The 19,871-nt window shown below is 41.5% G+C and carries 24 protein-coding genes; 14 read left to right on the forward strand and 10 right to left on the reverse strand.

Annotated elements, in window-relative coordinates:
* From LKX84_RS08945 to LKX84_RS08990, 10 genes are all read right to left on the reverse strand, one after another.
* Window positions 1-2,267: hypothetical protein (locus LKX84_RS08945; protein WP_228236826.1), on the reverse strand; the 2,267-nt coding region annotated here is incomplete at its 3' end.
* A 480-nt stretch (window positions 2,268-2,747) separates the two neighbouring features.
* On the reverse strand, window positions 2,748-4,898 hold the full coding sequence (locus LKX84_RS08950) for a DUF5723 family protein (RefSeq protein ID WP_228236827.1): 2,151 nt from the start codon (window positions 4,896-4,898) through the stop codon (window positions 2,748-2,750).
* 605 nt (window positions 4,899-5,503) lie between these two features.
* A complete protein-coding gene (locus LKX84_RS08955) occupies window positions 5,504-5,836 on the reverse strand; it encodes a YegP family protein (RefSeq protein ID WP_228236828.1) in 333 nt (110 codons plus the stop codon).
* A gap of 168 nt (window positions 5,837-6,004) precedes the next feature.
* Complete coding sequence (locus tag LKX84_RS08960) at window positions 6,005-7,204, reverse strand: glutamate-5-semialdehyde dehydrogenase (RefSeq protein WP_228236829.1); 1,200 nt, start codon at window positions 7,202-7,204, stop codon at window positions 6,005-6,007.
* A gap of 10 nt (window positions 7,205-7,214) precedes the next feature.
* The gene (gene proB, locus LKX84_RS08965; RefSeq protein ID WP_228236830.1) at window positions 7,215-7,985 is read right to left on the reverse strand and encodes a glutamate 5-kinase; all 771 of its coding nucleotides are present in this window, start codon (window positions 7,983-7,985) and stop codon (window positions 7,215-7,217) included.
* Window positions 7,986-7,988: 3 nt separating this feature from the next.
* Window positions 7,989-8,795, reverse strand: a complete 807-nt coding sequence (gene proC, locus LKX84_RS08970; RefSeq protein WP_228236831.1) for a pyrroline-5-carboxylate reductase — start codon at window positions 8,793-8,795, stop codon at window positions 7,989-7,991.
* A 27-nt stretch (window positions 8,796-8,822) separates the two neighbouring features.
* The gene (locus LKX84_RS08975) at window positions 8,823-9,014 is read right to left on the reverse strand and encodes a hypothetical protein (protein WP_228236832.1); all 192 of its coding nucleotides are present in this window, start codon (window positions 9,012-9,014) and stop codon (window positions 8,823-8,825) included.
* 25 nt (window positions 9,015-9,039) lie between these two features.
* Window positions 9,040-9,237: a 30S ribosomal protein S21 gene (gene rpsU, locus LKX84_RS08980; RefSeq protein WP_228236833.1), complete on the reverse strand. Its 198-nt coding sequence runs from the start codon at window positions 9,235-9,237 to the stop codon at window positions 9,040-9,042.
* A gap of 9 nt (window positions 9,238-9,246) precedes the next feature.
* Entirely contained in the window at window positions 9,247-9,690 is a 444-nt protein-coding gene (locus LKX84_RS08985; RefSeq protein WP_228236834.1) for a GNAT family N-acetyltransferase, read from the reverse strand.
* Between the two features lie 375 nt (window positions 9,691-10,065).
* Window positions 10,066-10,977, reverse strand: coding sequence for a hypothetical protein (locus LKX84_RS08990; RefSeq protein ID WP_228236835.1), 912 nt, complete (start codon window positions 10,975-10,977; stop codon window positions 10,066-10,068).
* A gap of 342 nt (window positions 10,978-11,319) precedes the next feature.
* Here LKX84_RS08990 and LKX84_RS08995 point away from each other — a divergent pair, with 342 nt between their 5' ends.
* The 14 genes from LKX84_RS08995 to LKX84_RS18025 all read left to right on the forward strand — a co-directional run bounded on the left by LKX84_RS08995 (window position 11,320) and on the right by LKX84_RS18025 (window position 19,847).
* The gene (locus LKX84_RS08995; RefSeq protein ID WP_228236836.1) at window positions 11,320-11,496 is read left to right on the forward strand and encodes a hypothetical protein; all 177 of its coding nucleotides are present in this window, start codon (window positions 11,320-11,322) and stop codon (window positions 11,494-11,496) included.
* Window positions 11,497-11,805: 309 nt separating this feature from the next.
* A complete protein-coding gene (locus LKX84_RS09000; protein ID WP_228236837.1) occupies window positions 11,806-13,509 on the forward strand; it encodes a tetratricopeptide repeat-containing sensor histidine kinase in 1,704 nt (567 codons plus the stop codon).
* Between the two features lie 14 nt (window positions 13,510-13,523).
* Window positions 13,524-14,189 (forward strand): DNA-binding response regulator, encoded by a 666-nt coding sequence (locus LKX84_RS09005; RefSeq protein WP_228236838.1) that lies wholly within the window; start codon window positions 13,524-13,526, stop codon window positions 14,187-14,189.
* Between the two features lie 105 nt (window positions 14,190-14,294).
* A complete protein-coding gene (locus LKX84_RS09010; protein ID WP_228236839.1) occupies window positions 14,295-14,675 on the forward strand; it encodes a PEGA domain-containing protein in 381 nt (126 codons plus the stop codon).
* A gap of 114 nt (window positions 14,676-14,789) precedes the next feature.
* Window positions 14,790-14,939, forward strand: coding sequence for a hypothetical protein (locus tag LKX84_RS09015; protein WP_228236840.1), 150 nt, complete (start codon window positions 14,790-14,792; stop codon window positions 14,937-14,939).
* Between the two features lie 8 nt (window positions 14,940-14,947).
* Window positions 14,948-15,217 carry a hypothetical protein gene (locus LKX84_RS09020; protein ID WP_228236841.1) on the forward strand — a complete coding sequence of 90 codons (270 nt, stop codon included), beginning with the start codon at window positions 14,948-14,950 and terminating at the stop codon, window positions 15,215-15,217.
* A gap of 4 nt (window positions 15,218-15,221) precedes the next feature.
* A complete protein-coding gene (locus tag LKX84_RS17990) occupies window positions 15,222-15,629 on the forward strand; it encodes a type I restriction endonuclease (RefSeq protein WP_317206467.1) in 408 nt (135 codons plus the stop codon).
* On the forward strand, window positions 15,601-16,272 hold the full coding sequence (locus LKX84_RS17995) for a hypothetical protein (protein WP_317206468.1): 672 nt from the start codon (window positions 15,601-15,603) through the stop codon (window positions 16,270-16,272). The genes LKX84_RS17990 and LKX84_RS17995 overlap by 29 nt, the downstream gene beginning before the upstream one ends.
* Window positions 16,262-16,489 carry a hypothetical protein gene (locus LKX84_RS09030; RefSeq protein WP_228236842.1) on the forward strand — a complete coding sequence of 76 codons (228 nt, stop codon included), beginning with the start codon at window positions 16,262-16,264 and terminating at the stop codon, window positions 16,487-16,489. Before LKX84_RS17995 ends, LKX84_RS09030 begins: the two co-directional genes overlap by 11 nt.
* Before the next feature lie 192 nt (window positions 16,490-16,681).
* Entirely contained in the window at window positions 16,682-16,981 is a 300-nt protein-coding gene (locus LKX84_RS09035) for an excalibur calcium-binding domain-containing protein (protein WP_228236843.1), read from the forward strand.
* 10 nt (window positions 16,982-16,991) lie between these two features.
* Window positions 16,992-17,396 (forward strand): hypothetical protein, encoded by a 405-nt coding sequence (locus LKX84_RS09040; protein ID WP_228236844.1) that lies wholly within the window; start codon window positions 16,992-16,994, stop codon window positions 17,394-17,396.
* A gap of 1 nt (window position 17,397) precedes the next feature.
* A complete protein-coding gene (locus LKX84_RS09045; protein ID WP_228236845.1) occupies window positions 17,398-18,663 on the forward strand; it encodes an ABC transporter permease in 1,266 nt (421 codons plus the stop codon).
* A gap of 37 nt (window positions 18,664-18,700) precedes the next feature.
* The gene (locus LKX84_RS09050) at window positions 18,701-19,582 is read left to right on the forward strand and encodes a hypothetical protein (RefSeq protein WP_228236846.1); all 882 of its coding nucleotides are present in this window, start codon (window positions 18,701-18,703) and stop codon (window positions 19,580-19,582) included.
* Window position 19,583: 1 nt separating this feature from the next.
* Window positions 19,584-19,847, forward strand: a complete 264-nt coding sequence (locus LKX84_RS18025; protein WP_410548875.1) for a DUF4236 domain-containing protein — start codon at window positions 19,584-19,586, stop codon at window positions 19,845-19,847.
* The last annotated feature ends 24 nt before the right edge of the window (window positions 19,848-19,871 follow it).

Below are 19,871 nucleotides of genomic sequence, written 5' to 3' on the forward strand. Positions count from 1 at the left end.
ACGGTGACGGTGACCTGTGCGGAATCTGCTAAACATCCACCGATAGGAGGAAAGCTGTATGTGAAATGATAGTTTCCTGCTGTGATGGATGAGAAATCTACATTTGTTGGATCCAAAAGGATTACACCGGAGGAATCATCATCTGTCCATGTTCCTCCGACATCTGCCGTAGGTCCAAGTGCGGCGAATAGGTTAGTGTTGGCTCCTCCGGTTTCACAGAAATCAATCGAACTATCAACGCCTGCTTCCAGTTGATTGGTTATATCAATGAAAAAGCTTTCTTCTGCAAAACAATTGGGTACACTCCCGGTTTCATCATAAATGAACAAAGTGATGTCGGAAGAAATTGCAGTATTTTCTGCATATTGATTACCTCCTCCTGATGGACCGCCAGGGAGGTCATAATAGGCTTGATTGCCACTTAGGTTGGTACCTGTTATTATAGGTAATGTATAGGAATCACAGGCTGTTTGGTCTGGAATATCATCAATAGTAGGTGTAGTGTACACCAAAATTTGTTGTTGAACATCGGTAAAGTTGCCTGATGTATCGGTAATCCTATAGGTTCTAGTGATTGTTTCGGGGTTGGTATTTCCATCACTGGTTTCTCCCATATAGGTAACCGTATCCACTGCACAATTATCATCTTCATCTAAAACTACTAATGGGTCTGGGTCCGGGGTTGTATCACATACGGTTATTGTTGCCGGGTTACTGGCAGTGGGTGGAGTTGTGTCGCCAAAACCAACGGTAAAAACATCTCTATGGTCAAAATTGACTCCATCAAAATAGGCAAAGCCAAATGCATCTACACTCGTGGCATCTATCATGGTGATGGGACCAGTGGTGAAATCGCCATCCTCATCTGTGTCAATAAGTAGTTTTAGGCCACATTCCCCATGGGACAAAATATCCGAGCCATTTAAATTGATACGGACGCTTACACCACTTATAGGACTTAGTCCTGAGGAACGGCGCATTTGAACACGCCATTCCCTTTCAATCCTACTGGTTATGCCTACAGGAAGCTCAGTGACAATTTCGTTGATATTTCCATCATCGTTACCCCACAAGAGATAGTTATAGGTATAGGAAGGAGCCCCACCATCGATGGCAGTTCTTGATAAGTTTAGGTTGTCTGTGGTAAAATCTGAATTGGTTGAGATTGTTACTATGGCATCTGCATTGACACTTTTAGAAATTCGTTGATCTATATTGAATCTTAATTTTAAAGATCCACTATCACGATAAAAATCTACACCAATACCTGCTATGTCATGTTTGTAAATAGCTTCTGCTTGCCAAATAACTGTTCCATCCGTGGCAAGATAATTATAGGTGTCGTTGCCGACAATGCTACCCAATTGATTTCCATTGAAAAGTGTTATGCCATATTTTACAGCAAGATAACTTTCAATTATTTGGATGGATGTGTTGTTCAAAGTGCCATCTACCAACAAAACTTCGGCTATGTCACCGGAAAGGTTTCGGTTTTGGTCATTACTGTTGAAATGTTTGCCCAACCTATTATAAAAAAACAATTGGTTGGTTGCAAGGGTTACATTCCGGGAAACGTCGATATCCTTTGCACCATTCACAAAAGTGGTCATGAGCTCATTAACTCCAGAGGTGCGACGGGACAAAACACCTATTGTGGGCAACCCCAATAAATCGATGTTACCTGCCTGAAAAAATGGCGAAGGATCAGCGAACCTTGTCCGGCCGATGGAGAATCTATTGTTATTGGCAATTCCTACAGAAAGATTGGTACGCCATTGGTTTACATTACCTGATGTATGATAATTATCCACTTCCCCACCGAACAATAATCTTTGTGTGGCTGAGGAATTTCCGGCCCCTAATGCCTTAAATACTATGAAAACAGCCATGTTGGCTGTAGAATTTGAACGAAAATGGAGTGCTTGGCCATTCCCACTTCCATCAAACCTGACAACAGGGTTAAAGTTTATATTGTCCGTACTGTTCCTTTTTAGAATTGGCAATCCAGGAATTGATCCTGTAGGAATGAGATATCCTGGTGGATTGCCATATGGATAACTAAAATCAACTGGATAATCGGCCGGATTCGGATGAGGAACTGCATCTTGATGGACAAAATCTACAATATCATACCAGATATTCACTGGGGTATTGTCTGGAGGAGGCAAGGGCAAGGGGTCCCATAGAGGTCCTCCAAAATCTGGGAGATGTGGTAAGTTTACTGCCTTACCCGCGGTAAACCAAGTATCCAATTCTTGAGCTTTCAATATTGGGCTTGATAAAATAAGGCATAGCCATAAGCAACAAATTGTGATCCAATGAATTTTATGGGTCAACCTTTTTAAGTGCTCTTTTTTTTGGGGAAAGGATTTTGATGAAATAGTAAGTAGTAAAAATTTAATCATAGCAGTTAAGTTTTGAAGGTTTCTTGCGTGAGGTTTGGGCAAGAAATGGATTTGGTAAGTATAAAATAAGGGACTATCCATCAACCCCTTGAGGATGGATTAACCTATGCTGGTTTAGAATTGACGGAATAAGGAAATGGATTTATGGAACCTTAAATGAATTGAATATGAAGTTGTTATAGGTGTAGGTTTTTACTTACCGGTATTGATAAGGCACAGATCATCCAAAAATAAAAGGGCCGCCAAGATTTCCTGGCGGCCCAACCATAGCTGTAATAAAAGAAGACACTAGATACACCAAACCTTGTGCTCTAAACCGATAAATGAATTACAGCGGTATGGTTATTTTATCAAATTGATCTCTACTCTTCGGTTCTGTTTTCTTCCCATATTAGTGGTGTTGGAAGCAATCGGCTTTTCTTCACCATAACCAATGGCAGTCAACCTAGCCCCGGCAATACCTTCGTTGATCAAGAAATCCCGAACCGAATTGGCCCTTGCTTCAGAAAGCTTTTGGTTGCTTTCGTTGCTGCCGACACTATCGGTATGACCTTCTACCGTGAATTTGGCGTTCGGATATTCATTCAGGATCTGGATGATATCCACCATCACGGAAACCGATTCTGGTTTAATAGTGGCCTTACCGGTATCAAAAAGAATAGTCTTGGCGTAATCGTTCAATTGCTTTTGAACTGCAACGGTGACTTCAGGACAACCTTTGTTGTTTACTGGTCCTGCCACGGTTGGACATTCATCATCCAAATCCACCAAAGTATCGCCATCTGTATCTGGGCATCCTTTGTTTTCCTTGCTTCCAGGTTGGTTAGGGCAACGATCGTTTTGATCGATAATGCCGTCCCCATCGGTATCAGGACATCCGTTGAATTCAACCAGACCAGGAGTGTTAGGGCAGTCATCATCCTTATCGAGAACGCCATCACCGTCAGAATCCTTCCATGGGCAACCGTTGTTTTCTTTTGGCCCAGCTTCGTTTGGACAATCATCGTCCTTGTCCAAAATACCATCGCCATCCGTGTCTTTCCATGGACATCCATTGTTCTCGATAGGACCAGGTGTATCAGGACATTCATCAACGTCATCCTTAAGTCCATCGCCATCTTTATCCTTTAACTTGTTTTGATAGATGGGTACTTTGATTCCTGCATAGGCATCCAAAGATTTTGATGAATCCCCGAACAATGCGGTCAATGCAGAACCTGAACCCACATAAAATGGTCCGGCCCTAAGCCCAACACCCCATCGGAACCCCACTTCTTGCATAACGCTGATAGGGGAATAGATGCTGATCCAAGCCGTTTCCAATCTGGGGGTCAGGGCAATTTCACTACGAATGTGATTGGAATTGATCTTGTGCTTGCCTTGCAAGTTTACATCCGAGTTCAGGTTCAAATAAAATTTGGAGCCGACATAATAGTCCACGTTTGCATGCAATGCGGTAGGTAAGCCCGTATCCGCAGATTCATGTACCGGACCTGTGGTGTCGAAATTGTTTCTAAGCCCGTCTTCAAGGTCCATACCGTCAAAATCGTCGATACTTTGGGTCTTGTTCAAATCATAGGTTTCTTCTTCCCCTTTTTTGTTGTTGATTTTTCCAATATCGGTGATGGAAGCCCCGATCTTCAATTTGTATTTGTTCACCCCTTTGTTCAGATAGGTATTGCCACCGGCATCGGTAAGCTTATAGTCTTGGTGGTTGGGTCTCCATTCATACACAAAACCCAAATCTCCTCCGAAGCCTGTTGACCGTCCGAAAGTGAAAAGATCACCCAATCCATCACCTTCACTACCCAAAGCGTCATTCCCGTAGGTTAGTTGCCCTGTGGTGGTAACATTCCTTGTGGCAGCATCATAGTCTACGGTAACATCTGTTCCCCGAATGTAGGCATGATGAATTCCGGATAGATATTTTAGGGTTGCCCCACCTTTAAGGAAATGCTCGCCACCATCATATAGTACACGAGCATAGGAGGCACCTATCTCTGTCCAAAGATTGATTTCACCCGAAATATCGCCTTCGTTGATGAAAAAGTCTTCATCCTCATTAAATCCACCTTCCTTGTCTATGGATGCTCCGTTAATGTTGTCCACATTTAGTAGAAGACGGGCCCTGGTGTAGAGTGCCACAGAACTTTTCTCGGTAAGGTTGAACATGACCGAAGGACCAAGGATATCTAAATTTGAAGCCAAAAAGTTATTGGTTTTGGGAGTGGTCTTTGCTTCATCGAAGGTTTTGCCAAAATCTTTGAAGGCATCGCTCATGTTCAGTCCCAAATAGTTGTTCCCAAAAAAGGCACTGACCCCGATCAGGTTAACATCCAGTTTTAATCTTGAGTCGGCAATATTGGCCGGGTTGGAAAGAATGCCATGAACACCACTGTAGTTGTCCGTTAGCAGGCCTTCATAAGATTGTGCTTTGAGCAAGTGTATGGAAAGTAACAACACTAGGCCCAGCAAGGTATTTTTTGATAGCATGGTTAAAATTGTTTTTGGCCCAATGATGGGCATGGGTTATTGAAAAGCTTAAAATCGGGCCAAAGAGAGGATAAATTCAGGGAGCTTAGAAGGGTAAATAAACGGAAGGGCTTTTTGAGTTGATGAATGGAGCGATTGGGTTTATCGGGTTTTCTTGAAATCACGCAATGACCCTATTCATGGTACTTGTACTAAAATTGAAATGATTAATGGAATGAAACGGAAAGGCACGGAGAACGCTAAAAACCATTACAACCAAGGGATTTGATTCAAATCCCTTGGCGTAACGGAAACCTCAACTAAACTAAACACTTTTATGACCAACAGTCTCAAAAAGTGCATTGCTATATGTGCATGCGTTAAAAATTGATCTTGCTTTCTCAATGAGCTTTAACGCGTAATTGCATGACAAACATAAATTCAAAAAATGGGATGGGAACAAATGGATTAATGAATGACCCATTTGAACCAATGAATGGCCTATTTGGTTTGGTGATCTATTTTGAAATTATTTTTGGGAAGGACATTTTTTGGGGATTCACCAGAAATTTGGGCATAAAAAAACAGCCTGTTTAGGCTGTTTAGTTGAGTTTTTTGTCTTTGGATCAAGCGGAAATATCAACGACCGAAGCGTCAGGGGCATTTTTCTTAACGGAAGCGATTCCATTTTCCATGGCCGCAGTGCTGGAATACATTTCACTGGCTCCAATAACCTGGCCATTGGAAGCTTTTAGGTTAAAATAAGGGCTTCCATCCTTGGCGGTCTTTCTCTCGAACTTTCCATCGTCCTGAGAGTTTTTCTTTACCGATTCAATACCATTTTCGCAGGCAGATTTGGAATTATATGCTTCGCTGCTCAAAATAACCTGGCCATTGCCAGCCTTCAAATTAAACCTGAACTTTCCAGATTTATCTGTTTTGATTTCAAATTTTCCCATACTTTATTTGTTTTGAGTAATAAATCTAGATAATTTCTTAAAAATTGACGAATAAAACATTGAAAAATTGCCAATAAGATAACGCTTTGTGCCGTTTTGAAGTAAACAAGTCCAAATCACCTCAAAAAAGGAGGTGTTTAAAGCTCAATCCCTATTGTTCTATCAGTTCTAGAGCCTGATTTGTCCATCCCCAAATACATAGTATTTGTTCGTGACCAATTGCTTTAGTCCCAAGGGTCCGCGGTGGTGTAATTTGTCCGTGCTGATGGCCAGTTCGGCCCCGACTCCCATTTGACCGCCATCGGTAAACCGGGTAGATGCATTCTGGTACACGGCTGCACAGTCCACATTCTCCATAAAGGTTTGGGCCACGTTGTTGTTCTGTGTCATGATGGTGGCCGAATGTCCGCCGGAGTTTTTATTGATCTTTTGTATGGCAGTATCCAAATTGTCCACAGCTCCGATGACACATTTCATAGCCAAGAACTCTTCCTTCCAAATGGCTTCATCCGAAATTATTTCTTCATTTTTCAAAGTCTCCTTGACCATTTTATCCACTACAATGGAAACTTTATTGTCCATTAGGTGTTGTCTCAATTCCTTGAGTTTACCTTCGTAATTTTCAATTCGGGTATCGATCAAGATTTTATCCAACGCATTACAGGCTGAAATTTTATGGGTCTTGGCATTCAAGATGACCTCCAAGCTTTTTTGCCAATCAGCCTCTTTATGGACGAATAGGAAATTGTTTCCTCGGCCACTGACCAAAACAGCGCATTTGGCATGTTCCTTCACAAAATGGATGAGCCGCTCCCCACCTCGGGGTACGATCAGATCAAGTTGTTGGTCGGGGTTCTTCAAAAAGGCTTGGGTCTGTGCTCGGTCCATATCCATGAATTGGATAAAATCTGATGGTAGATTATTTTTAGCCAAAGCTTGATGCCAAAATTTTACCAAAGCCTTGTTACTGTGATAAGCTTCCTTACCGCCCTTCAACATAATTTTATTGTTGGCTTTGAAAGCGAGTACGGCGGCTTCAATGGTCACATCGGGCCTGGATTCGTAAATGATCATGATGGTCCCAAACGGGGCCGTTTTGTTGATGATCTTAAGCCCGTTATCCAAATTTCTTGTTGAAATTTCTTGGTTAACTGGGTCTTCTTGATTTCGAACTTCGCGAACCGCGTTGATCATTTGATCAATTTTTTTCTGATCCACTACCAAACGGTCATAAAGGGCCTGATCGTCCCGGTCAAAGGCATCCAAATCCTTTTGGTTGGCTTGGAGCAATGTTTCCCGGTTTTGATTCAGGATGTGCTCCATATCTTGTAAAACGTTGTTTTTTAATGCTGTATTCAATAATTTCATGTTCTTCATTTTAAAGGGAAACTTCTGTTCCCACTTTTTTTCCTTCTACGATATCTATAATTACATTTTCCTTTTTCCCGTTCACGATGTAGGACGGGATGTTGTTCGCCGCTGCAATCTGGGCAAAGTTCAACTTGGAGCCCATTCCGCCGCGGCCTTCACCTTCGGCCTTGTTCCCCTCCTTGATATATTTGTCGAGATCTTCTTTTGGCTGTACTTTTTCAATCACCTTGGAATCTTCCAATTCTGGATGACCATCATACAGACCATCAATATCCGTCATCAGGATCAGTTTATCGGCATTCATCAACTGGGCCAACAGAGTGGCCAACTCATCATTATCCGAAAACATGGACATGGCCACAGAAACGGCATCATCCTCATTGGCAATGGGCACCACTCCTTCAGAAAGCAGCCCTTCAATACAACTGATCATATTATCACGGTGTATCCCGGGGTTAAAATCCCTTTTGGTGGGTAGCACCTGGGCGCATTTCATTCCATAATCACTAAAAATGTTGTAATAATGACGCATCATCCTAGGCTGTCCGATGGCCGAATACACCTGTCTGCGCTGGGTCTTGTCCTTGATCTTGGCCTTCCCCAAAACCTCTTTACCAGCAATTACCGATCCAGAGGAGACCAAAATGGTTATGATATCCCGCTCGTACAATTCGGCAATCTGCTGTACCAATCGATTGAGCACGGGCCTCACGATCCTGTTATCTTTATTGGTCATCACATTGGTTCCTACCTTTATGACCACGAGTTCTTTATACATGTTTTAGTATTCTTCGCCGAGTTCCACGGCACGGTTAAAGGCTGCAAAGGCAGCTTCTTTTATCAATTCGTTCACATTGTTGTCCTGCATGGAATCCAAGGCGGCACGGGTGGTTCCTCCTTTGGAGGCCACACGCTCCATCCATGAGTCGGGGGTCAGGTTGTTCTGGTTGAAAAGTTCCACGGCCCCGGTAAAGGTCTGGCTCACCAATACTTTGGAGACATTTTCGGAAAAGCCCATTTGTAGGGCTGCTTCCATCATGCTCTGCATAAAATAGAATACATAAGCAGGGCCACTCCCTGAGATTCCGGTAGAGGCATCGATATATTTTTCACTTTTTACCCGAAGGGATTTCCCAGTGGTGTCCAAAAGACCTTCTACCATAAAAAGTTCCAGTCGGGACACTTCCTCCGCAGAAACATAGCTTGTGAGTCCCTGGCCCACTTGGGCGGGGAGGTTGGGCATGGCCCTAACCACTTTTAGAATGCCCAAAGCTTCCTGTATGTATTTAATGGTAACCCCGGCCATAATGGAAATGAACAGTTGTTCCGGGTTTACCAGATGTTTCATCCGTTTGAAAAGGTCTTCTGCATGGTACGGTTTTACGGCCAGAAAGATGATATCCGCCTTGGGAACACAATCTTCCAAACGTTCCATGGCATCAAAATGGGCAATCTTGTCCACTTCTTCCAATTTCTCTTTTGATTTGTCCAAAACCATAATGTTCCGCTTTTTCAGCAGTTTGGATCTGGACATGCCGGTGGCATAGGTAAGCCCCATGTTACCTGCTCCTATAACTAATACTTTCATTGTTTTTTGTTAAAAGGGTTTACTTGTTTACGCGGTTATTTCACAGTCTTTGCAGTCCTTGACCTTGCCGTAGTAGGTTTCACGGTATTTGTGCAAAGTGCGCACGGGCAAGCCCAAAATGTACCTTTTGATGTAGGTGACCTGTGTTGTTAGTTCACCCATGGTAACACTGTAGCGTTTTTCATATTTGGTTTCCCTTTTAATCTTTGAAAGTCTCATTTTGTTGTTGATAATAGGTTTGTGTTTAACTGTTTTCCTGTTCGTTCAGGAATTTTTCTTTGTACTGTGCTTTTTTCTTTGTTTTTCTTTTTTCCACCGATTTTTTGGTGAATTCCTGTCGTTCCCGAATCTGCTCCAAGCGTTTGGTATTCCTATATTTTCTTTTGTAGCGCTTTAGGGCACGTTCGATACTTTCTCCAGGTTTTACTTCAATTTTTAGCATATGTTGTGTTTAACGGTTCAATCTCATTTCGATGTGGGTCACTTGAAACCCGTATTCTTCAAAAAAGTGTTGGTTGGGGCATTGGTTTTCACTGGTGATGTGCACGGCCACATCGCCTTTGCAATATTGGAGGGTGTATTCCAACAATTTTTGTTCAATGCCTAGGTTCCTATGGTTTCGGTGCACCACGAAGAACACCAAAAAGTTTTCCGGGATGTAATCACCCATGCCCGTTTTGTTCACCACGGCCAGTCCTAATATTTCCTCCTTTTCTTCGATGGAAAATACATAGCCACCCAAACCAGGTATGTCCTTGGTGGAATACTGAATGGCTTTTCTAATGGCCAATTTTGTGGCTTTTTTTCCCTCTTGGTGCTCAAAAAGAAAGTTGGTGAACCGGTTGGCCTCCATGGTGGAAAGCCGAGTATAGGCATCATAGGTTTTGATTACCATGATCTTTTGTTGTACGATAGCGATTTTGAATTTGGGTTAACAGGAAACAATAAGGCGACGACGTTGTTGAACGACCATAAATCATAGGGTTGTCCTACATCGCAACGGTACCCGAAAATGGGCGGTTAATTAAAAGGTGGGTGGGATGAACTTGTCCGGTTGGTTACGAAAAACCAGATATTCAAAACTAAGGATCCTGCTATTTTTTCTCTCGTGGAGTTTGATTTTCATCAATGCAAAGATAGGGCATATGGTCCGTAAATCCCAATTTTGCTGGGGTTTATGTTTTTTATAACGTTTGTTGGAGTACAGGATTATAGAAAAAGGTAGTGTCTTTTACATTGATGACATGCGGAAGAAAATCCATGAAATGGGTTATTCTTTTAAGAAAGAATCGGATTGTTGAATATGTACCGGCACATAGGTCTCAATAATGTAGGGGGTGATTTTTTTTAAGGTTTCCCCGGTTATGGGATGTAGACCGGGAGCTGTGAAAAATTCTATTACTCCTTCCTTGTTTTTAGAATACCAGATCATGGGTTTGCCGTCCTCTGCAAAAAAAGTGGTAGCCATGTTAACCTCCACTTTTTTAAGATTATTTAGCCTAGAGGCATCAAGCGGCTCCACCTTGGTTCCGAATTCGGAGAATGGCTGCATGTCACAGTCAACCTTTATATAAACAGTATCTGCCCAGGCCATGCATTGGTTTTCATAGGGAGGTGAATTGGAATCATAAAATGGATTATTTAAAGCAAATATGGTCAATAAAGTGGCTCCAAAAGCAATGCTGATGGTAATGATTAGTCTTCGTCTTTTCTTTTTTTCTAGGGGTGGGGGAGGTTGTTCGGATATTGTAAAAGGTTTTTTGGGTGGGGTTTCAGCACCAGTATCTTGTTTGGTTATTTTTTGAACAAAATTTGAATTCTCGGATTTTGAATATTCTTCATAAGGTCTGGGATGGAAATCGATAAGCCAACTTATCAGATTAATGTTTTTGGTACTTGTCTTTTTTACTTCTCCCTTTAGAAATTTTTCAATTGACCTAAATCTCCCATCGCCAAAATTTTGAATTTCTCTTAGCTTATTCTCATCACTTTTGAATTGAAAGAACCGATTCAAAATGTAATCGTCATATTTCTCTTTCCTTCTATTGAATAAATAGATACAGGCATCCCTAATTTGACTTCTCGTTGGCTCTGCGAGATAACCCCTCATTTCCCCACCTTTTTCCCTTTTATATTTCCTTAAAACTTCCTCTTGATAGCTTTTGCTCGTCTTTGGTTCCATGGTCGGGTTGGAATTTCTTGGATTTTTCTGGAATTCTTTGGAATCATTGGAATTCTTGGAATCACCTATAAAGATAGCCGTTGTGTGCCAATAATTTTACACCTAGAAATGAATTCCGCTATGCCTTGCTAACATAGCCTTTCTAGAAAATTCATTTTTACGGGATTCTGTAAGCGGCCGGTATTTGGCCCGTTGGAAAGTAGCCAGATCTACCGCTTACAGTTTCCACTTTCCAAAAACAAAGGAGAACTCCAACACGCACGGGTGGCTGAAAAGCTAATTGAACAATTCTGGGAAAACCCCGGACGGCCACCCTTTTGTTCAACCTTAAAATTTCAAACGATGAAAAAAGTGTATTTGGCCTTATTGGCCGTTATTTTAAATATGTTCCTGTTTTCTTGTACCCAAGATGACGTAGCGGACACCGAGATGCTCTACCACACGGTAGCCACGGAAGGGGATGATGAAGATCCCCCGCCTCCACCTCCGCCTCCGCCTCCAGGTGAAGGAGATCAGTAAACATTATTTTCACTAATTTGAGCCATACTTTAGGGTGTGGCTCTTTTTGCTTAAACAAACCTCATGTTCTTAAAAAGGTTTTTCTTTTTGGCCTTTACCGTTTTATTTGCTTCTTGTAGATTTTCTGGAGAAAATTCAGCTATTACAAACAAGAAAGCAAGGGATAGTGCTTTGTTTTATTATAAGCGTTCCTTTGATAAAACACTTACTCCATTAAATCAAAAGAAGGCCATTAATAAAGCTCTTTCTTATGAAAGAAATTTGGAGAAAGACACGCTTTATGTCAATATCCTTTATCAAAAATGTCGCTTGACCTATTCCTTGGGTGAGTATGACAGTTTATACATACATGATAAAATACTACTTCAAAAGGCATCACAACTCAATGATATTCCAATATTGGCACGACAACATCATTTAATGGGATATTATTTTGATCGTGTGGCCTCATTGCCAGATAGTGCTTTTAATCGTTATAGTTTATCCAAGAACTATTATTCAGAAAGTAAAGACAGTTCTTGGGTGGGTAGAATTTTATTGAGTATGGGCACCATTCAAAAAAACCATAATGATTTTTATGGCAGCAAGGAAACGTTGACAGAGGCTTTGCCATTTTTAAAACAGCAAAAAAATGATGGGGAATTGGCTCGGAGTTACAACTTGTTGGCCACGGACCATCGAAAATTGTTAAATTTTGAAGATGCCGTCAAATACTTTCAACTGGCAATTGAGAAAGCAGGTTCTATTGAAGCAAAACTGGGGTTTGAAAACAATTTAGCTGCCACCTATATTGATGATGAAAAATATGAGGATGCAATTGAAATCCTTCAAAGAATAAGCTTGGATTCTTCTTTGGAAAAGACCTCGGCACAATATGCCCGCGTGTTGGATAATTTGGCCTATGCCCAATGGCTTTCAGAAAAAGAAAAGAGCGAAGAACCCTTTTTGGGTGCTTTGAGAATTCGTAAAACAGCAAAAGACAATAGAGGACTGATTGCCAGTTATACCCACTTGGGAGAGTTCCATTCCCAAGACAAACCCCAAATGGCCAAAGCGTATTTGGATACCGTAATCCTTCTATCCAAAAGCATAAAAATGCCACGTGCAGAAGTGGATGCATTGAGATTTATGATGGTTTTGGAACCTGCCAATGTGCAGATACGGGACCGGCGTATCTTTTTGCAGGATAGTCTTTATGCACAGGAAACAAATGTAAAGACCCAGTTCGCCCATTTCAAATATGAAAATCAGGTAATCCAGGAAAAAAGCTTGCGATTGGAAAAGGAAAATGCGGAAAAAGAATTGGAAGTGACCCGGCAACGCAATCAAAAAATAGTATCCTTTTTTGGGTTGGCCCTGCTCTTGCTTACATTGGGCTTTGTGGTTTACTATCTTAAGCAACGTACACGACGACTCGCCCAAGAAAACAAAACAGCAAAATTGGAAGCCACCTTGGAAACAGAAGCCGAAATGTCACGACGTCTCCACGATGATTTTGGCGCGGGGCTCAACCAAGTCATGCTCATGGTACAAAGCGATACCGAAACCTCCAAGATATTGGACAAGTTGGAACAACTCTATGGCCAAAGCCGCAACTTTTCAAGGGAAATCAATGAAGTGGATACCGGCACCCATTTTAAAGAGGAATTTTTGGAGATGCTCCGTTTCAGGACACCGGAAAATGCGAAACTTTATCTTTCAGGAAACGGGGAAATTGATTGGGATGGCCTCACACCTTTGTTGAAAACGGTACTGTACAAAGTATTGCAGGAACTCATGATCAATATGGACAGACATAGTAAGGCCTCCCTGGTCACCATTGGCTTTGAGGACAGCTCCAAAATGCTGGTTGTGGATTACCTTGATAATGGGGCGGGGGCCACTAAAAAAGAGCTCCAATCCAAGAATGGGCTTCGGAATACGGAAAAGCGTATCCAGGCCATAGGGGGAACCATTACATTTGATTCTGTAAAGGGTGAGGGCTTTAAGGCCCACATCCAAATTCCGAAGTAAAACAGTTACCTACTATGTTCAAAAAAGTTCTGATCGCCGAAGATTTCCAAGATACCAACCAAGGTATTGTGGACACGCTTCGCACCCAATGTAACATCCCCGTCATCCAAGAAGAGCTGTATTGCGACAAAGCCTATAACCGCCTCAAAGTGGCCCTGTCGCAAAACGAACCCTTCGAATTGCTCATCACCGATCTCTTTTTTAAAAAGGACCATGTGGATTGCAAGCTCACCTCGGGCCTGGAACTCATTCGGGCCGCAAGGGAAATGCAGCCCGATCTAAAGATCATCATCAATTCCATGGAGGACAATCCTGCAAAGGTGAACACCTTTTTTAAGGAAGAAAACATAAACGCCTACGTCTGCAAAGGTCGCCATGGTATGTCGGAACTGGTGAAGGCCATACAGGAGGTGTACCATAACCGCACCTTTGTGTCGCCACAGATCAGCCTGAACGTTTCCGACAATGTGTTTGAACTGGACGAGTTCGATATCCTGATTCTGAAAGACCTGGCCGACGGCCTTACCAAAAAGGAAATTTCGGAAAGGCTCAAACAGCTAAACATCACGCCCAATAGCGAGAGCACCATTGATAAAAGGGTGAGCAAACTGTTCGATGAATTCGGGGCCAAGAACACCAATCACTTGCTGGCCAAGCTTATCCGAAAGGATAAAATCTGATCGTTCCCCGTTATTTATTTGAATAAATCTTTATCCCATACAGATTTCTGTAAGGCATTGGTTTTTTATGATGGTAGGTTTGGCAAAAACCTAAACATTTTAAAAATGAGAAAAATTACTTTGACCCTTTCTGTATGTGTTTTTATGTTATTGGCCTTTAATAGTTGTGCAACCTTATTTGGAAAAAAATCCCATGCCTTGGCCATTGGTTCCGAACCGCGAGGAGCAGAAGTTTATGTGAACGGTTTTAAAATGGGAACCACCCCTGTTGAATTGAACTTGAAAGCGGACAAGTCCTATACCATCGAGTTTAGAAAAGAGGGTTACCAAAGCGTCAGTCGGGTTGTGAATACAAAAGTGGGCGCTGGTTGGATTGTACTTGATGTCCTTGGTGGTATTATTCCAGTAATTGTGGATGCAGCCACGGGCAATTGGAACAAACTGGACCAAGATGCAGTGAATGCGGTATTGGAAGAACAAAATTAGAGTGTCCATTTTTATAAATCAGTTCAAAATTTTTGGTCCCTTACAGATTTCTGTAAGGGATTGTTTTTTAATGGGGTTAGGTTTGGGAAGTATTAAATCTAATAAAGCAATATTATGGCAGTTAAACATACACCAACAGGAGAAGTTCACAAAGGTTATAAAGGAGGTACTACTGGATGTGGTTTTGACACTACAGAGCATCCAGATCACTGGACAAATACAAGTGAGAGTATTACTTGTGATAAAAATGGATGTAAAAATTAATGTTTGATATGGGAACTTTTTTGATCACTTACGACCTGCATGCTCCAATTCAAAACTATCAGCCATTAATTGACGAAATAAAAAAGATAGGTACTTGGTGGCATTGTTTAGAGTCGGTTTGGATTATTAAATCCAATTATACTTGTGCTCAGCTAAGGGATATCCTTTTAAATTATATAGATAATGATGATGAGCTTTTGGTTGTTGGATTAACAGGACATTGGGCTTCAAGCAACCTAAGTAAAAATTGCAGTGATTGGTTGAAACAAAATATGTAGCATCGTGGAACTCCAAAACCAACTTAAGACCCTTGCCGAAAAAGTCGCCAAGCTCAAAGGACAGATCGATACCGAAGAATCCACCAAGCATGCCTTTGTGTTACCGTTCATCAACCTATTGGGGTATGATACCTTCAATCCCACCGAAGTGGTACCGGAATTCACCGCCGACCTTGGCCTTAAAAAAGGGGAGAAGGTGGACTATGCCATTTTTCAGAACGGGGAGCCTATCATCATTATCGAATGTAAAAACTGGAAGGAGAAACTGGTGGCACACAATTCCCAATTGTTTCGCTATTTCCATACCACCAAAACCCGATTCGCGCTCCTCACCAAATGGCATCGAATACCAGTTTTACACGGATTTGGAGGCAGCCAACAAGATGGACGAAAAACCCTTTTTGGAGTTTGATATTACCCAATTAAAGGAAAATACCATCAACGAGATTGCCAAGTTCCACAAGTCCCATTTCAATGTGGATGAGATTGTGGACAATGCCAGTTCCTTAAAGTACACCAAGGAAATAAAGAAATTGATTGCTGAAGAACTGCAAGCTCCCTCGTATGATTTTGTCAGGTTGTTCGCATCACGGATTTATACGGGCCGGCTTACTGAAAAGGTGATGGGGGAGTTCACTGATTTGGTAAGCAAGGCCTTTATCCAGACCATTAGTGAAAAGGTGAACGATCGCTTGAACGCAGCTCTGGACAAAGAATCTGAAAAACAACAAGAAGAGCACAACGAACCCGAAAAGATGAGTAAGGTGAACACTACGGAGGAGGAACTGGAAGGCTATCGGATCGTGGTGGCCATTTTGCGGAGAAAGCTCCCGATCCATCGTATTGTGCATCGGGATACCCAATCCTATTTCGGGATTCTGTTGGATGACAACAATCGAAAGCCGCTTTTCCGCCTCCATTTGAATGGAGGGAACAAATATCTCGGGATTATGGACGAGCACAAGGAAGAGACCAGACATCTGATCGCGACCGTGGATGATATCTACCAATTTGAAGAAGAGTTGCTGAAAACGGTCGGGTATTATGAGGATTAGGATGCTATGGTTTCCCATTCTTTTTTTTGCGCTCATGAGTTTCGATGTGTCGGTCAATTCGGATACCAATGTCTACATCTGTATGGGGAAAGGAAGCAAAAAGTACCACTATCGCAAAAACTGTAGGGGACTTTCCAACTGTTCCACCAAAATCAACGAAGTCACGTTGGCCAAGGCCAAGGAAATGGGCCGCACCCTTTGTGGCTGGGAGGACTGAAACCTTTTTTTCTTTTTGCTATTGTCACATCGAGCGCAGTCGAGATGTGGTCGGAACTCTCTACCCATACTCGTTCTCGACTGCGCTCGAACTGACAAACTTTTCCACCACTTTTTTGCATTACGGAATTCTGTAAGGGATTGTATTGTAATGGGGTTAGGTTTGGGATGCCAACCATTAAAACCGATAAATATGGGTTACCGAAGGGGTTACTACAAAAAAGATGGCACCTACGTCCAAGGCCATTTTGTAAATAAAAGAACAAGAGGTTTCAAAAGTAAAAGTGGTAAAGGAGGGTGTTTGGGACTGCTAATTCTTTTTCTGATGCTCGTACTCTCTTTGTCGTGTACCAGCGATAGCGAATCACCTTGCGCCAAGAAAAACTGCTCCGATTTTGCCTCCCAAGCAGAGGCGCAATCAACATTTGATGGCAATAAGACCTGTTATTCCAATTTGGATAGGGACAAGGACGGGATAGCCTGTGAAAACTAAAAAATCAACCATGGATAAAAAGAATATTTCGCTAGAGTTAAAAAGTCATTTTTTAAGACTTTATCAAATGGCTTTCACCGATGACAATTTTGATGTGTTGGAACTTCAAATGCTCTATCGGTTTGCAGAAGAGAGGGGAGTAGGCCAAGAACAATTGAATGAGGTGTTGCTGAACCCTTCCCAGGATTCCACCATACCGGAAGAATTGGAAGATAAGATTGAATATCTATATGATCTGGCACTTATGATTTGGGCCGATGGGGTGGCCACTGAAGATGAGGTCAATACACTGAAGAAGTATTGCCTAAAATTTGGCTTTTTGGAAGAAAATGTAGAGGACATATGTGATTTTCTACTGGAAAATGCCAAACAGAATGTTTCCAAAAAGCAATTGATGAACCTGATGAACGATTGATATGAGTCCATTAAAAAAAATATTCTCAATTAAGAAAAATCCAGAACCCGAAGTAGTACAAGACAAGGAGGAAGATGTCAAAAAAATAAAGCTCACCTTTTTTGAAAGCGGCTATGGCTCATCCAAACAGGCCGAGGGCAACCATATGGTCTTTAAAGCCTGTTTACAGGATGTATATATGGACTACAAAGGAAGGTGCAGAGAAGATGAAAGACTTCAAAAGTCCCTAAAGGAACCCTATGTTCAAGAAAGGAGCAAGTATGAAATAGAATTGAAGAAACGGAAGACGGCCAAGGTAATTTTGGAAGAGACCATTGGTAAGTTGGAAGAGAAAATACAACAGTTCAAATCTGAGATTGCCGATGTAAAGCACAATCCCGAAAAATATGTGGAGGATGTGGACAAAAAACCCAAAGCACAGTTCTATCTAGGGTTGATTGTTTTGATCCCGATTACCTTCTATTTGTTGGTTTTCTATATCTCGGCTTCCTACTCGGCCTTTTTTAAAACCTTTGATCCGGACGATGAATTAGCTGCTGCAATATTTGATGCCAATGCCCTTTCAAAAGCAATTGCGGATGGATGGTTGGAGGGTGTTTTCGTAGCGACCATACCATTTGCCTTCATGGGATTGGGGTATTTGATCCACATGTTCCAAAAGCACAAGAATTGGCTGTCCTATGTAAAGATAGGAACCTTATTCGTGGTCACTTTTATATTCGATTCCATTCTAGCTTATCAAATCGAAAAGAAGATTTATGATATTGAAAAGACGTTGACTTCCCCACCATTTGATATAAAGATAGCTTTTACAAAAGCTGAGTTTTGGGGTATCATCTTTGCTGGTTTCGTGGTCTATATCATTTGGGGGTTGGTGTTCGATTTTATCATGAAAGAGTACGATAATTTCGATAAGATAAAATCCTTTATCCGATCTAGAAGGGAAGATATTGAGAACGCCCAGCAGGAAATCAACAAGCTGATAGCAAAGATCAATCCCATTAAAGAGGAGATTTCCGGGATAGAAGGAAAAATTAATGATTTGCAAAGGACCATAGACGGGTTCATATTTTCCAACAAACAGTATCTCACCTATCATGCCGAGTATGTAAAAGGTTGGTTTTTGGCCATAGCGGACAATTTTGATTCCCTAAAGAGAAGGGACGAGTTATTGGCCAATTGCAGGGAAGAAGAAAGGAAACATCTGGAAGAGCATGAAATTGCCGATGAAAGCTATGAAGGAAGGCTGTACAAACTTATAAACTGATCTTATGAAGAACATAATTAGAACTGTCTTGTTATCTATGATGATTTTCAATTTGCAATCCTGTAAACAAGATCCAAAAGCTGAGGTAGTGGAAGAAGAAACAATACCTGTTCCTGTCATCAAAACTTCTTCAAACGACAATCTGAACATTAGTATTTTGATCGATCTATCCGATAGGATAAACCCAAAAAAATACCCTTCACCTGCCATGGAATTTTATTTGAGGGATATTGGTTATCTGGAATCGGTGGCCAAAAGCTTTGAGTGGCATGTGTTGAACAAAAAGGTCATTAAAATTAACGACAAGATTCAGGTTTTTATAGATCCCGAACCATCTGACCAATCCCTTAATAGAAAAATTGGCCAGCTCAAGACCCATTTTACTAGGCAAAATGTAAACAAGGACAGTATTTTAAAAGTTCCAGAGAAATATGGAAACATTTCAAGGCTTATTTATAACTCGGCCATAGAGGACAATCATTATGTGGGGTCCAACATTTGGGGCTTTTTTAAAAATAAGGTGGATGATTATTGCATTGATGAAGGGTATAGAAACATATTGGTGATTTTAACCGATGGGTACATCTACCATAAAGATGCAAAGATGGAACAAGGTAACCGGACAAGTTATATAATCCCTCAATCTATTAAGATGAACGGTTTAAACAAGTCAGATTGGCAAAAGCGAATGGATGAAAAGGATTTCGGATTCATTGTACCTGAAAAAGATTTATCTAACCTGGAAGTGCTGGTATTGGGAATCAATCCGGTTAAGGGCAGTCCCTACGAAGAAGATGTTATTAGGACTTATTGGAGAAAGTGGTTTGATGAAATGAAGGTAAAGAACTATGAGGTCAAACAAGCCGACTTACCAACGCACATGGACAAGATTATTCAGGATTTCATCTTAAAAAAGTAGCATGTCCTTCAGATTTAATAAACGTGTCAATTTAGGCAAAGGTTTTGGCGTCCATATCAGTAAGTCTGGAATTACACCCGGCGTTCGTGGAAAGCGGGGCAGCCTAAGCTCAAAAGGATATTCCATTAGGACCGGGATCCCAGGTCTGACCTATCGTAAAACCTTTTCAAAATCAAAAAATAGCGGGTGTTTGGTGGTTTTACTATTTATGTTGGCAATGGTAGGCATAATCTCATGTTCATCCATGCTATCAAACAAAGCTTGATTGATTTTTAAATTGTAAGGGAGG

The sequence above is a fragment of the Allomuricauda sp. M10 genome (assembly GCF_020782875.1).
Classification (GTDB): Bacteria; Bacteroidota; Bacteroidia; order Flavobacteriales; family Flavobacteriaceae; genus Flagellimonas.